Origin of the sequence: Natronorubrum sp. A-ect3, assembly GCF_041821125.1 — an archaeon.
In the GTDB taxonomy this organism is placed as follows: Archaea; Halobacteriota; Halobacteria; order Halobacteriales; family Natrialbaceae; genus Natronorubrum; species Natronorubrum bangense.
In genome coordinates this window covers 1,182,636-1,195,966 of record NZ_JBGUBB010000001.1, presented here as the reverse complement: position 1 = coordinate 1,195,966, position 13,331 = coordinate 1,182,636, and the positions used below count along the sequence as shown (strand labels likewise).

15 protein-coding genes and 1 tRNA gene are annotated in these 13,331 nt (G+C 63.7%); 5 read left to right on the top strand and 11 right to left on the bottom strand.

Translation table 11 applies throughout. The features are described 5' to 3' along the window. Nucleotides 1–26: 26 nt before the first annotated feature. The 3 genes from ACERJA_RS06040 to ACERJA_RS06030 form a co-directional block, all read right to left on the bottom strand. Nucleotides 27–1,133 (bottom strand): SDR family oxidoreductase, encoded by a 1,107-nt coding sequence (locus tag ACERJA_RS06040; protein WP_373607341.1) that lies wholly within the window; start codon nt 1,131–1,133, stop codon nt 27–29. After that, nucleotides 1,130–2,740 carry a succinic semialdehyde dehydrogenase gene (locus tag ACERJA_RS06035; RefSeq protein ID WP_373607340.1) on the bottom strand — a complete coding sequence of 537 codons (1,611 nt, stop codon included), beginning with the start codon at nt 2,738–2,740 and terminating at the stop codon, nt 1,130–1,132. Before ACERJA_RS06035 ends, ACERJA_RS06040 begins: the two co-directional genes overlap by 4 nt. Nucleotides 2,741–2,821: 81 nt before the next feature. Further along, entirely contained in the window at nt 2,822–3,835 is a 1,014-nt protein-coding gene (locus tag ACERJA_RS06030; RefSeq protein WP_373607339.1) for an asparaginase, read from the bottom strand. Between the two features lie 509 nt (nt 3,836–4,344). On the opposite strand from ACERJA_RS06030, the gene ACERJA_RS06025 reads away from it, so the two are divergent. Continuing rightward, on the top strand, nt 4,345–5,520 hold the full coding sequence (locus tag ACERJA_RS06025) for an MFS transporter (protein ID WP_373607338.1): 1,176 nt from the start codon (nt 4,345–4,347) through the stop codon (nt 5,518–5,520). Nucleotides 5,521–5,642: 122 nt separating this feature from the next. Next, the gene (locus tag ACERJA_RS06020; RefSeq protein WP_006066090.1) at nt 5,643–5,966 is read left to right on the top strand and encodes a ferredoxin family protein; all 324 of its coding nucleotides are present in this window, start codon (nt 5,643–5,645) and stop codon (nt 5,964–5,966) included. A gap of 55 nt (nt 5,967–6,021) precedes the next feature. Here the strand turns inward: ACERJA_RS06020 and ACERJA_RS06015 are convergent, their stop codons facing one another. Continuing rightward, the gene (locus tag ACERJA_RS06015; RefSeq protein WP_006066091.1) at nt 6,022–6,186 is read right to left on the bottom strand and encodes a DUF6757 family protein; all 165 of its coding nucleotides are present in this window, start codon (nt 6,184–6,186) and stop codon (nt 6,022–6,024) included. Between the two features lie 56 nt (nt 6,187–6,242). Beyond that, entirely contained in the window at nt 6,243–7,040 is a 798-nt protein-coding gene (locus ACERJA_RS06010) for a PHP domain-containing protein (protein ID WP_373607463.1), read from the bottom strand. Between the two features lie 161 nt (nt 7,041–7,201). Here ACERJA_RS06010 and ACERJA_RS06005 point away from each other — a divergent pair, with 161 nt between their 5' ends. Continuing rightward, nucleotides 7,202–7,489, top strand: coding sequence for a DUF2795 domain-containing protein (locus ACERJA_RS06005; RefSeq protein WP_006066094.1), 288 nt, complete (start codon nt 7,202–7,204; stop codon nt 7,487–7,489). A gap of 159 nt (nt 7,490–7,648) precedes the next feature. Here ACERJA_RS06005 and ACERJA_RS06000 read toward each other — a convergent pair whose 3' ends face one another. Together ACERJA_RS06000 and ACERJA_RS05995 are read right to left on the bottom strand one after the other, a co-directional pair. Further along, entirely contained in the window at nt 7,649–8,710 is a 1,062-nt protein-coding gene (locus ACERJA_RS06000) for a zinc-dependent alcohol dehydrogenase family protein (protein ID WP_006066095.1), read from the bottom strand. A gap of 100 nt (nt 8,711–8,810) precedes the next feature. Beyond that, nucleotides 8,811–9,818 (bottom strand): DUF5784 family protein, encoded by a 1,008-nt coding sequence (locus ACERJA_RS05995; RefSeq protein ID WP_373607337.1) that lies wholly within the window; start codon nt 9,816–9,818, stop codon nt 8,811–8,813. Nucleotides 9,819–9,922: 104 nt separating this feature from the next. Between ACERJA_RS05995 and ACERJA_RS05990 the strand changes: the two genes are divergently transcribed. Then, nucleotides 9,923–10,096 (top strand): DUF5786 family protein, encoded by a 174-nt coding sequence (locus ACERJA_RS05990; RefSeq protein WP_006066097.1) that lies wholly within the window; start codon nt 9,923–9,925, stop codon nt 10,094–10,096. A gap of 27 nt (nt 10,097–10,123) precedes the next feature. Here the strand turns inward: ACERJA_RS05990 and ACERJA_RS05985 are convergent, their stop codons facing one another. The 3 genes from ACERJA_RS05985 to ACERJA_RS05975 are packed head-to-tail and all read right to left on the bottom strand — an operon-like array spanning nt 10,124 to nt 12,820. Then, the gene (locus ACERJA_RS05985) at nt 10,124–10,813 is read right to left on the bottom strand and encodes a hypothetical protein (protein ID WP_373607336.1); all 690 of its coding nucleotides are present in this window, start codon (nt 10,811–10,813) and stop codon (nt 10,124–10,126) included. Continuing rightward, on the bottom strand, nt 10,810–11,754 hold the full coding sequence (locus ACERJA_RS05980) for an NAD(P)H-binding protein (protein ID WP_373607335.1): 945 nt from the start codon (nt 11,752–11,754) through the stop codon (nt 10,810–10,812). The genes ACERJA_RS05985 and ACERJA_RS05980 overlap by 4 nt, the downstream gene beginning before the upstream one ends. A gap of 55 nt (nt 11,755–11,809) precedes the next feature. Then, nucleotides 11,810–12,820 (bottom strand): YkgJ family cysteine cluster protein, encoded by a 1,011-nt coding sequence (locus ACERJA_RS05975; protein WP_373607334.1) that lies wholly within the window; start codon nt 12,818–12,820, stop codon nt 11,810–11,812. Nucleotides 12,821–12,899: 79 nt separating this feature from the next. Between ACERJA_RS05975 and ACERJA_RS05970 the strand changes: the two genes are divergently transcribed. Then, nucleotides 12,900–13,145, top strand: a complete 246-nt coding sequence (locus ACERJA_RS05970) for a hypothetical protein (protein WP_373607333.1) — start codon at nt 12,900–12,902, stop codon at nt 13,143–13,145. Nucleotides 13,146–13,201: 56 nt separating this feature from the next. Here the strand turns inward: ACERJA_RS05970 and ACERJA_RS05965 are convergent. Then, nucleotides 13,202–13,289 (bottom strand) — tRNA-OTHER (locus tag ACERJA_RS05965). Nucleotides 13,290–13,331: the final 42 nt, after the last annotated feature.

The window sequence follows — 13,331 nt, the reverse complement described above, 5'->3', positions numbered from 1 at the left end:
CTCGAGAGACAGGCGGGAACTGCAGGCTACGTCATTGCCTCGTCGCCGACGTCCGGGTTGTCGCGGACGAACGCGACGAGCGCGTCGACGTAGGACTCGAACGGCGGACACTCGAGTCCCGTCCCGGCGAGCGCTCGCTGGGTGTTCGGACAGGCGTATCGCGTCGGATGGTCGAGGTAGTCGAGCGTCGCCGGCTCGGCGGGCCAGCCACGCGCCGCGAGCGTGCTCAGCAGCCGTTTCGTGAGCGGTTTCGAGCCGGGAATCGAGACGACGCGGTGGCCCATCGCAGCGCCCAGTTCCTCGATGACGTTCGGGACCGAAAGCGGGGCCGGGTCACAGAGCTGATACACCTCGCCGACGGTGTCTTCACGGCCGCTCAGCTGTTCGATGGCGTCGATGACGAAATCCTGTGGGACGACGTTGAGTTCGCTGTCGGCACCGCCGGGCAGCGTCGTCATGATCGAACAGGCCGCCGGCTGGGCGAGCAGTAGCCGGATCAGGTAGTACGGGCCGTCGTACTTGGCGGTCTCGCCGGTCTCGCTGTCGCCGACGACGATCGCGGGGCGGTAGATCGTCGCCGCCAGCCCGTCGGCCATCCGCTCTTGGACGGCGACTTCGGCTTCGTACTTCGTCCGCTCGTAGTGGTTGTTGAATGCCTGGCCCTCTTGGAGATGGTCCTCGGTGAAAATGCCGTCGTAGCGCCCGCTGACATAACACGTGCTGACGTAGTGGAATCGGTCGACAGCGAGGGTCTCGGCGACGTCGAGGGCGTGTTCGGTCCCGCGGACGTTCACCGCCTCGGCGGGTTCGGGGTCGACGGCGAGATCGTAGATCGCCGCGAGATGATAGCACTCCGTGACGGCGTCGAGTGCCTCGAGCGTCCCGTCGTCGAACCCGATGCCAGATTCGGTGATGTCGCCCTCGTGGAGCTGGATCGCGTCGTCGGAACGGGCGAGTTCGCTCGCCCGCTGCTCGGCGAGCGCGCGGTATTTCGGCTGGACCAGACAGGCGATCGGGCCGTCGCCGCGCTCGAGCAGCCGTTCGACCAGCGTCGAGCCCAGAAAGCCGGGAAAGCCGGTGAGCAGGACCTGCGGTGGCTCCCGAGCACCGCCGCTGGCGGTGTGCTCGCTCATCGGAGTCGCCCCACGAGACTCGAGACGGACGGCAGCCGCCGTTGCAGTCGCGTCAGGCCGACCATGCCGCGAGCGTACCACGACGCCGGCACACCCGGTGGCGCGTCGAGCGGGCCGATTCGAGACGTGGCGATCGTTTTCGCCTCGAGGTAGCGTTCGATCCCGGCGCGGCCGTGACGGCGACCGAGTCCGGAGTCACCGATTCCGCCCATCGGCGCGTCGACGGCTGCCCAGCCGGAGATGTAACCGTCGTTGACACAGACGGTCCCACAGTCGATCCGGCGAGCGACGGCGACGCCGCGGTCGCGGTCGCCGGTCCAGACACTCGCGTTGAGCCCGTAGTCTGAATCGTTCGCGGCCGCGATCGCTGCTTCAGTGTCCGACACTGGCTCGACGGAAACGACGGGTCCGAACGTCTCCTCGCAGGCGACTGCAGCGTCGGGGTCGACGTCGGTCAGGATCGTCGGCTCGTAACAGAACGGGCCGACATCGGGACGGCGTCTCCCGCCGGTCAGCACCGACGCGCCCGACTCGAGGGCGTCGTCGACGTGGGCCTCGACGCGCTCGAGCTGGTCGCCGCCGATCAACGAGCCGACATCGGCGTCGAAATCGAAGCCGGTGCCGAGTGTGAGCCGGCGCGTCTCGCCGACGAAGGCGTCGAGAAAGGCGTCGTACACCGACTCGTCGACGTAGAGCCGTTCGGCGGCGAGACAGAGCTGGCCGGCGTTGGTAAAACAGGCCTGAACCGCGCCGCGGGCGGCCTGTTCGACGTCGGCATCGTCGAGAACGACAAGAGGGTTCTTCCCGCCGAGTTCGAGCGAGCAGTCGATCAGGTTTCGACCAGCCTGTTCGGCGACTGCGCGGCCCGTTTCGGTACTCCCGGTAAAGGCCACATAGTCGACGCGATCGATCAGCGCCGGGCCGACGACTGGCCCCTGACCGGTGACGATTTCGAAGACACCCTCGGGAAGCCCGGCACGCTCGAGCAGCTCCGCGAGAGCGAGGGCGGTAAACGGCGTCTTCTCGTCGGGTTTGAGTACGACGGTGTTGCCAGCTATGAGGGCTGGAACGGCGTCGGTCAGCGAGAGCGTCAGCGGGTAGTTCCACGGCGAGATGACGCCGACGACGCCGACCGGTTCGCGAGTGACACGGGCGGTCGTCGCGGGTGCCAGCGCGCCCCGTCGGCGTTCCGCAGCGAGCACGCTCGGCCCCGTATTGGCGTAGTACGAACAGGTCAGCGGGATGTCGAGCACCTCTTCGACAGCGTCTTGGCGGGACTTGCCCGTCTCGAGTTGGAGCAGATCGAGCAGCTCTCCACGGTGCTCGAGGACGAGGTCACCAAAGCGCTCGAGGACGTCGCTGCGCTCCTCGACCGGGGTCTCGGCCCACGACAGTTGGGCGTCGCGTGCATGCGAAACGGCGCGTTCGACGTCAGCGTCGGTGCAGGTCGGAATCGAGCCGATTGCCGTGTCCGTCGCCGGCGCGCGAACGGTGATCGTCGCGGTGCTGTCGCCCTCGATTCGCCTCGACAGCGTCTCGAGTCTGTCCGGCGAGAGCCGCGTTTCCTCGAGCAGGGGTCGCGTCTGTGTGTCTGTTTGGGGAGCCATGGTGCGTGTCCTGTTGGATACATGTGTGTATTCGCTGATGTGTCTTCCCCCTCGGTGAGCAATCGACCGCCAGCGATCGCCTCAGACGACCGAGTCGATCCCCGCGAACGCCTCCTGCATCCGGTCGTGGGCGTTCGCGCCATCGATCGTCGAGAGAGCCAGTGCGGCCCGGAGCCGTGCTTTCCATGCCGGGAGGTCACCGCCCGAAATCGCCCCGGCCTCGAGCAGCGTCTGCCCACCACCGGGGCCGCCGTACAGCCCGGCCGTCGTCCCGGCGTGACAGCGTGAGGTGAGCACGACCGGCACGCCCGCGTCGATCGCGTCCTCGAGTGTCGCACCGAGCGCGCCAGTCGTGTTCCCCAGCCCGGTCCCTGCGACGACGATGGCATCGACGCCGTCCTCGAGTGCGCGGTCGATCTGGCGGCCGTCGATGCCCATCGCGTTCGTGACGAGGTCGACCCGCACCTCGGGATCGATCCGTGCACCCGGGATCGGCCTCGCGTACCGTCCCGGCTCACGGAGCGTTCGCAGCCCGTGTGGCGTGTGTTCGGCGATCGGCCCGCTGCCGGGTGAGGCGAACGTCTCGAGTTTGCTCGTGTGGGATTTGACGACCCAGCGCGCGGCGTGGACGCTGTCGTTGAACGCCAGATAGCTGCCACCCGCTGTTCGGAACCGCTCGTCGACTGCAGCGCGGACGGCCAGCAACAGGTTCGTCGGCCCGTCAGTTCCCAACTGGTCGAACGGCCGCTGGGCTCCGGTGAAGACGACGGGGCACTCGGCCTCGAGGACGACATCCGCATAGTAGGCCGACTCGGCCATCGTATCAGTGCCGTGCGTGACGACGACACCGGCCACGCCCTCGCGTGCGGCACGTTCGACTGCATCGACGATGCGCTCTCCGGTTTCGAAATCTACCTGAAAGCCCGAGACCTGACAGACGTCGTCAACGTCGATCGAGGCGTAGTCTGCGATCTCCGGCACCGCTTCGACGAGGTCGTCGCCGGAGACCGCGGGTGTCTTCCCCGTGTCGCTGTCTTCGCTCGAAGTGCTTGCGATCGTTCCACCAGTACTGATGATCCGGATCTCGGGCTGCATACGGTGGTCGTGAACCCGGCGCGATAAGTGTCTATCCGCTCCGACGACGATGCTCGGGGAACACGTGTTCCGGCTTCTGCGGCCGTTTGCTGGGGTGTCGATGTGGGCTCGTGTCATACTGTCGGACAGCAGTCAGTGACACGTCGGTCGCGAATTCGCGGCCGTCACCTCGAGGACGGCCGCAGCAGCGGGATCGATGCCGTCTCCTCGGATGGTGCTGGCTGCCGTCGGTCCTGCGAGTGTGACGCCGGTTCATCGCTCGACCCCTCTCTGTCATCTATCGACTGACCACGTGTCGCCTGCTTGCTCATTCTATGTGCCTATCAAAAACCATACTAATATAAGAGTACTGAATAGTATGGAAATTCAACAGCATTCTGTCCCAGAATGCCGTCTATACGCCGACTCGAGTGGCATCGAATCAGTACGCTCATTGGCTCCCAGCAACTGACGACCGAACTGGTGTCCCGAACTGACTGGCAGGTGTCGTCGTTGGTGATGGAATTCGAATGAGACGCTGGCGATATCGCGAAACCGTTCTCGCACTGTGTACGCTCGCCTTTTTCGCGACGATGGCCGGCCGACTGGTGATCAGCCCCGTCGTCCCGATGATCCTCGAGGAGTTCGCCGTCTCGAACTCGGTGGTCGGGATCGCGCTGACGGGAATGTGGATGGCTTACTTCGCCGCGCAGTTCCCGAGTGGGATTCTGGCCGACCGGTTCAGCGAGCGGCCGGTGATCCTCATCGCCGTCGGCGGCACCGCGATCGCGAGCGCGTTTCTTGCGCTTGCGCCGCTGTTTGGGCTGTTCGTGATCGGCACGATCCTGCTTGGGGGTGTCGCAGGTCTCCACTACAGCGTTGCGACGACGCTGCTAACCCGGACCTACGACGAGATCGGCACGGCGATCGGTGTCCACAACAGCGGCGGCCCCGCAGCTGGGCTGATCGCCCCACCGATCGCGGCCTGGGTGGGCGTGCAGTACGGCTGGCGTCCCGCTGTTGCCATCGGTGCCGCGATGGCGATCCCGGTGTTCGTCCTGTTTGCCTGGCGAATCCGGCCGACAGAGCCACGCCGGCCCGACCAGCCGATGGCCGAGCGACTCGAACTCGAGCCGCTGGTCGAACTCCTCTTGCGGCCACAGATTGCGTTCCCGATCTGTCTCGCGATTGCGGCGGCGTTCGTCTGGCAGGCGACGGCGTCGTTCCTGCCGACGTTCCTCGTCGAGCACCGCGGGCAGTCGACTGAACTCGCTGGGACGGTCTTTGCGGGGTATTTCGTGATCCAGGCGACGACACAGGTCGGCGTGGGTGCCATCTCAGACCGGTACGGCCGTGATTTCGCAACGGCGGGCTGTATGGTCCTCGCTGCGGCTGGGTTCGGCGTACTGATCGCTGTCCCAGGGACCGTTGCGATCCTCGTCGCAGTCGTCCTCGTGGGGACTGGTCTCGGCTGGGGGGCGGCACTGTTGCCCCGATTCATGGATGTTCTCTCCGAGGCCGAACGCGGGGCTGGCTTCGGTCTCATCAGGAGCGTCTACGGCTTCATCGGCGCACTCGGCTCCGTCATCACCGGCCTGCTTGCTGATCTGTTCGGCTGGGGTGTCGCCTTCGGCGTCCTCGCCGCGTTGCTCGCGGTCGTCTTCGTTGCACTCCTCATCAACTGGGCGCTCTCGCTTGGCTACTGACGTGGGCCACGCGTCGTGACTCTTCGCATCCGGCACGTGTATCCCACCACTGTCCGGCGATCTACCGGCCACCGATGCGTACACACTTTTACGTGCGCAACACCTGCGTGTGACTGTTAGCAATGGCCATAGATCCACAGTTCAACGAGAACCGAGAGAAAGTAGGCGAAGAAAACGGCGTTTCCGTCTGGGGACCAGTCGACGAACCGGAGCAACTCGGCATTCGTGGCACACACGTCGCAGTCGATTACGACCTCTGTATCGCCGACGGTGCCTGTCTCGAGGACTGTCCCGTCGACGTCTTCGAGTGGGTCGATACGCCAGGCCACCCCGAAAGCGAGAAGAAAGCCGAGCCGACCCACGAAGCCCAGTGTATCGATTGTATGCTCTGTGTCGACGTCTGTCCGGTTGATGCGATCGACGTCGACGCCAGCCGCACGGACTGAGACGCTCTGTCAGATCTCGGAACCAGCGTGACACGCACCGACACTACGTGCCGGGTTACTCTGCGCGGTCGACGTCGACTTTCTCTTTCAACGTCTCGAGACCGTCGGCTTCGGCGAGTTCCTGTAACCGTTCGCGGAAGTGTTCCTCACAGAGACCGACTTTGAGACCTTCCGATTCCGCGGCGAAGGCGGCCTCCCGGTCACAGTAGTGGCAGTTCATGCCCGCCCGTTGGGACTACGTCGCATTGAACCCTCCGCTATCGGCGACGATTCACACTATTTCTCTGGTATCTCTTCGATTCCTAGCTGTTCGTACTCGTGTCGTGACAGTCCGGCAATTCCGAGCTCATCGTCGTGGGCATCGGACCCGCCGGTCACGAACAGCCCATAGCGCTCGATTGCTCGATCGACGAGCCCGTGATCGACTCCCTCACGCGTGTACGCATAGTGGCGCTCGACAGCCTCGAGCGACGGCTCGGCTGTCAGTGCAAGTGCCGCCTTGGGGTCAGGATACCGCAGCGGATGGGCAAGCGAGACGAGCCGACAGGACGCGGTGAGCGCTCCCAACCCGTACTCGAACGATGGGACATCGCGTGGGACATAACAGGGGTTGTCGTTGCCGATGAGCTGTTCGAACGCGTCACCGTAGTCGTATGCCGTCTCGGGATGGGCGTCGATCGCTCTGGCGACGTGTGGCCGGCCGAACCCGTCCTCGACAGTGACGCCGAGATCGATCCCGAGTCGGTCTTCGACGCAGTCGACGATCGCTTGCCCGCGTTCGACCCGATTGAGCTGAATCTCCTCGACGAGTCCCTCGAGTGCCGGCGTCGCGTCGACGCCGTAGCCAAGCAGGTCGACGCGCTGTCCGGCCGGCGTCGACACTCGGAGTTCAATCCCGTTGATGAACGTCACGCCGTCGCGTTCGACCACCGGCGCATCGAACGGCTGTAATCGGTCGTGGTCTGTCACCGCAACGACGGTCACACCGGCACGGCGGGCAGCGTCCGGCACTGCCTCGAGTTCGAGGCACCCATCTGAACGCGTCGTGTGAACATGGAGGTCGGCGTAGGGCATTTCACTCGAGGCGAAGGCCGATGTCCGTAAAATCGTTTCTCCGTCTCGGCTCCGGAGTTCCACACAGCCTCGCCCTGTTCTAGGAATATTAGGTGTATGGCTCTCCTAGAGAACCCTCATGCACAATGTTTATAATCATTGTTCACCCAGAAACAGGTGTAATGTTCCCAAACGGCTCCGGCGAATTCGCTGCTGACCGCAACTATCCCGTTACGACCGAGGAGCTCATCGAAGAGTACGGCGATCTGACCCTCGAACTCCAGAACGGTTCCGAGACGGTCGGCGATGTACTCGCTCGCCTCGAGTCTGAAACGTTCGAAACACCCGAAGACGTTCGGCTCGCGCTCTCCTGTGCTGTCAGCAACAAGGCGATTGGCCGCGTCGGCTACAGCGACCGTGACCCGACACCGCTGGGAAGCCCGTACGCACCCGAGCCGATGTCGTTCTAACACGTCTCGGTAGACGACTGTTTTCTGCGATCCAGCGACGAAGTCAGTGAGTAACTCGTCCGTCTAGCGGGCCTGTACTGGTAGTTTCGACTGCTTTTGTGAGCGGCTTCGATTTCGTCGCGGTCGTCGGAAAACGACGGCTTCGATCGGCGAATCAGTTCAGAACTCGTCGATCACCGGAATGCCGACCGTTTCGTAGTCGGTCATCGCCTCGAGTTTGTCGTTGACGTCCTCGAGACCGATCGTCTCGGAGACGACTTTTTCAGGTTTGAGTTTGCCCGTCGAGACCATCCGGAAGATCTCGTCGTAGCGTGTCGGCGGCATACCGAGCGAACCGATGAACTCGATTTCCTGCATGACCATCGCGTCGGTCGGGAGGCTGACCATCCCCTGTTCGTCCTGTGTCGTCAGCCCGACCTGGATATGCTGGCCGTGTGCATCGAGACTGAGCACGGAGTTCTGACACGTGGTTGCGATACCCAGCGCGTCCATCGAGACGTTCGCGCCGCCGTCCGTGATTCCCTTGATTTCGCCGGGCACGTCGTCGACGTCCGCGGCGTTGACTGTTTCGACAGCACCGAGCTCTTTCGCGTGCTCGAGTTTGTCGTCTGTGAGATCGACCGCAACGACGTTCGCACCGAGTGCGTCGGCGATGTGGACTGCTGAGAGGCCGATCCCGCCACAGCCGTGGACCGAGATCCAGTCGCCAGCGCTAACGTCGGCGCGGTGGGCCAGCGCATGAAACGACGTCATGAACCGACAGCCCAGACCGGCCATATCGACCGACGAGACGCCGTCGGGTAGGTGGACGAGATTGTGATCGGCGACGGGGACGTGTACCTGCTCGGCGAACGCGCCCTGGGCCGGTTCGACGAAGCCAAGCGGCATGACGTTCTCACAGATGTTCGAATGCCCGCGCTGACAGCGCGGACAGGCACCGTCGCCGAGGTTGAACGGAATCGCGACGTGGTCGCCCTCATCGACGCCTTCGACTTCGTCTCCGACGGCAACAACGTGTCCGGCGGGCTCGTGGCCTAGAATCTGGCCTGGCTGTGTTTCGAGATTGAGCCACTCCCAGTCGCCCTGCCAGCCATGCCAGTCGCTCCGACAGACACCACAGGCTTCGACCTCGACGACCGCACCGTCGGGCGCTGGATCAGGCGCTTCGACGTCTTTGATCGATAGCGGTTCGCCATGTTCCTCGAGGACTGCTGCACGCATACTAAGTGTATTGTCACCATATAACATATAGATATGTAAAGCGGAACTCTCGTGGGGGGAGCTGACTACCAGTCGTCCACCCGAGAAACCGCCGAAAAACTCAGTCCAGGAGCTCGATCGCGTCTGCAAACTCGAGCGGCACCGATCCTTTCCGGTAGCCTTCGACCCGCCCGTTCGGACGGGCGCGATAGACCACGGCGGGACGGTGACGCACGTCGGGCTGTTCACCGCGAACGGCGTTCCAGGTATCATCACGGAAACTCGAGCAGTCGACGAAGAGGACGGCACCGCCGCCGTGTTCGGCCAGTTGGCCGTTGACTTTCGTCTCTGCGGTGTCGCGGACGGCGGCGACGGGACCGGCTGCCGCACGGTTGGCTGGCGGCTGTGGTCGAGTGACCTCGACTAAGACGTTTGTCTCGTCGTCTTTGGCGCGGAAATCCAGCGAATGGCCGGTTGTGACCTCGATCTCGGGGACGACCTCGTAGCCGGCGTCGGTGAGGATTTTGGCGGCGATGAACTCACCCATCGCGGCGCTCATGCGGACGCGATCGACGTGATCGCTGGTCCCTAGTTTGCCGGACATGACGTGTCGGTAGTCGTCGAGAACGCCGGTTTCGAAGAACTCCTCGAAAAAGCGGGTCGTCTCGCGTCGGCCAGCATCGGGGAAGCCGGCGGCGTGTTCACGAAAGAACGCCCGTGTCGACTCGCGGCCGTCTTTTGACATGAAGACGGGGAGGAAAAACCACGAAATGTATGGGTAGTCCGCGAGCCACGGGTCTTCGTCGTGGAGGGTCGCAAGCAGTTCGCGCTTGCTCCAGCGGGCGACGTGATGGGGAACCGATTGCCAGCCGAACTTATCAGTCCGCCATAACGACGAGGGCGTTTCGGTGTTGCCCATCCAGTAGGCTTCCTCGTCAGTTCGCGCAAAGAGAGCGATATCGCCGTTTTGCATCTCGAAGCGGTGTGTCTCCCAGTTCGCGCCGATATCGAACCGCGGTGTCACCGCGCGGGCCCCGATATTCGAACGGAGCGGCTGGAGAATTTCCTGTCGAACTCGCTGTTCGCTCCAAGACGTGGGCGAATAACGAAAGCGAAGCGGCCGTGCCACATCGGTACTACGCCGTGGGAAGCCATACATGTTACGTCCATCCTGTAGTGTGTGTGGGACCGTTACATTGATATACGACACCGTATAACATGAATACACTCGCCATGTCAATGGGTGCCTATGACGAAGACGAACACGAGCGACGCGAGCGGCAAGCCTCGAGGGTCGACGCCGATTTCGACGACGAACGAACGATCTATCATGGGGAAGTCGAGTACGACTCCGGTGACTCAGCCGAGGAGTTGCTAGACCAGTTCGAGCAGATCAAGTCGAAGTAGTGTCGACTACCCGCAACTTTTTCTGGATTACTGAAGCCACCTCGAGAGCGCCGTCACAGTGACGACGGCGACGACGTGGCCACTGAGGATCGCAAGTAAGAGCGGGTAGCCAATCACGAACGGAACCAACAGGAGCTGCACCACGGCGAAGCCGACGTTTATCATGTCGGCCCGACGGTACCGCCGTGTCACCTCCGGATCGAACTCGTAGACGAGCGCCCGCCAGAGCCCGACGAGACTCGCCCACCAGCAGGTGCCGATCCGGTAGACGACGTCCCAGAGAACGAGCAGTGCCAGCCAGATCGCAACGACTGGCGGATCGGCCCCGAACAGGTCGGTCACGAGCGGCTGCTCGCTCCATCCCGGATCAGCCACGAACAGGTAGGTGACCAGTGTGACGAACGCGAACACGCCGAGGACGACGTCGATGCTCGAGCCAAACAGCAGCCGGCGATACGGCTCCGGCGTCGGAAGCTCTCGGACGGAGCGACTGAACTGCACCATGAGCCAGCTCCCGATCGTCGCGACGACGACGGCGACCGTTCCAGGAAGCACGGCTGCCGGGAGGTCGTAGACGGCTGCGATAACGAGGATTGCGGCTTCGAACGCGACAAACTGGATGCCGACTGCCATCCGAGCCGATACGTTGAGCCCGGGAACCGTCCCGACGAGGCTTTCGTACACCCACGTCTCGCCGTACTCCGGCGATGACGTCATTCGGCGTCCCGACCCGGCCGAGTCACGGCCTCGAGACGCTCGTCTGTTCCAGCCTCGGTACTGACAGCACGCCGGACGGCAACCTCGAACGGCGTCGGCTCGACGTCGACGAGTCGTGCCAGTCGGTCGTCGGTGACGATCACGGGGTTACGAACGCCACCGATCAACGGATAGGCGAGCTCTTTTGGCACATCTGTGACGAGCCCGACCCAGTACGCCGAGAGCCGTGGACTCAGGATCGGTACCGGAATAATCAGCGGTCGTCGACCGGTGATGATCTCGGCTGTTTGCAGCAGCATCTCCCGGTAGGTGAGTCTGTCTGGGCCGCCGATTTCGTAGGTTTCGCCCGCTGTCTCCGGTCGCTCGAGGACGGCGAGACTGTATGCGACGACGTCATCGATCGCGATGGGCTGGCAGGGTGTTCGGATCCACTGTGGGGTCACCATCACCGGGAGCCGCGTCGCAAGCTGGCGAATCATTCGAAAGCTTGCGCTGCCGTCGCCGATGATGACGGCTGCCCTGAGAACCGTCACCTCGGCGTCACCCATCGCCAGAATCGACTCGACTTCCCGGCGAGAGGCGAGATGGCTCGAGAGTTTGTCGGCGTCGCTGCCGAGCCCGCTGAGATAGATGATCCGCTCGACCCCGACAGCGTTGGCCGCCAGCGCGAAGTTTCGTGCGCCTCGCCGATCTCGCTCGGCGAAATCCCCGCGTGCGTCCATCGCGTGAATCAGGTAGTACGCGACGTCGATCTGTTCGAGACTCGCCTCGAACCCGCCCGGCTCGAGGACGTTTCCCTCGACGACGGTGACGTCGCCGGGTGGTTCGTAGGCGGTGGCGTCTCTGACGAGGACGGTCACGTCGTGGTCCGTTTCTGTGAGCATGGCGTCGACGAGCTGTCGACCCACGAACCCGGTTGCCCCCGTCACGAGTACGTTCATAGCGTTCTTTCGGCCGGAACGGGCTTAACAGTCGCCCACGCTGTCGGGGTTGGGTTCACTCGAGGGCATCCCAGCCCGGCGTGTCGGGTGCGCCGCGAGCGTCCTCAACGCGTTCGGCAACGCTCGGTGACGGGACTGTCTCGCTCGTCTCTCGTCGGCGCTGCCACTCGCGAATCGCTGGTCCGACCCACGAGTCTTCGGACTCGCCCTCCGCCTGCTCACTGCCACCGTCGTGGTCGCTGTCTCCCTCGAGTATCCGTGTTTTTGCCTGCTCGTAGTGATACTCAGAGGTCGCGAGCGTGCCGGGACTCGAGGCCGCAGCGACGGCGAGACACTCCGCTCGGTCTGCGGTTGTAAGCGCCCCATTCGCAGCTCGATCGATGATGCCCTCGAGTGCGTCCGGTCGGGGATGAGCGAACAGCTTCGCACCGAGTGCCTGCGAGCCCAACAGGAGGCCGTCGAGGTCGTCGTCGACGGCCGCATCGAGCAGGCGCTCGCCACCGCCGGCAGCCTCGACGCGTTCACACTCCGTCTCCTGCTCGAGTTCGATGTTGTACGCTGGATACGCGCCACACTCGTCGGGAAAGTGATCGCCGCCGTGGACGCGACACTGTAGCGTCGTCGGGTCGAGAAAGACACAGGTTGGGAGCCACGTCGGCTCCTCGCGACCGATGGGCGCGACCGGCTTCGGTGGCTTTCGCAACCCGACAAAGAAGACCGGGCGACCGGCAACGGCTGCGATCGAGTGGCCGTCGATCTCGACGCCCTCCGACGCTTGCGGTGTCTCTCCGCTCGAAGAGTCCGAGGAACGTGATCCCTCGTGTCCGTCGCGAGCGTGCCAGAATCGTGGCGTCAGCGCGGCTGCCAGCCCCGCCTCGAGAAATGCCCGAACCTCATCGCGGGTCAACGGGACGAAGTTGGTGTCGCCATCGAGCGATGCTCGTGGAGCGTCACCCGTGGCGCTAAACGGCGTCTGCCGGCGCTTGTGTGTCGTCTCCTCGAGTTCCGCGTCGAGTACCTTCCAGTTCAGACAACAGCCCGCACAGCCCTCGCAGTTCACCTCCATGCGCAGCGCTACCACGACACTGTATATATACTGTCGGTGTGGGGGAACGACTTTCAGCGCCCGCCACCGATATACGCGCATGGCAACGGACTCCTGTGACGGCTGTGGTCGACAGGTCACGGTCACCGGCGGCATCGCCAATATCTGGACGTTTGGCGACGGCAGCGAGGGGACCGCGATGACGCTGGAACTCGCAGACGGGACGACGCATCTGCTGTGTTATCCCTGTATCGAGGCGCTGCCCGACGAGGGGGAGCCGACCGCTGCAGATATCGACCGCCTCGAGCAGGTCGACGAGGAGACGTCACAGCTTGGGACACAGTAAGAGCAGTCTCGACGCTGTGTGCCATCGGTAGCTATCTGGGGTGAAAACGGTGAAAGCGGAAGGGGTGGGATTTGAACGCCACGAGGCATACTGCCGCCGCGGGTCAGAAGACACCGCGGTGCTCTACCGCTGAGCGACCCTTCCGCATCTGTATGCAAGGCGAGAGTTCGTATTTGTAATCGGCTG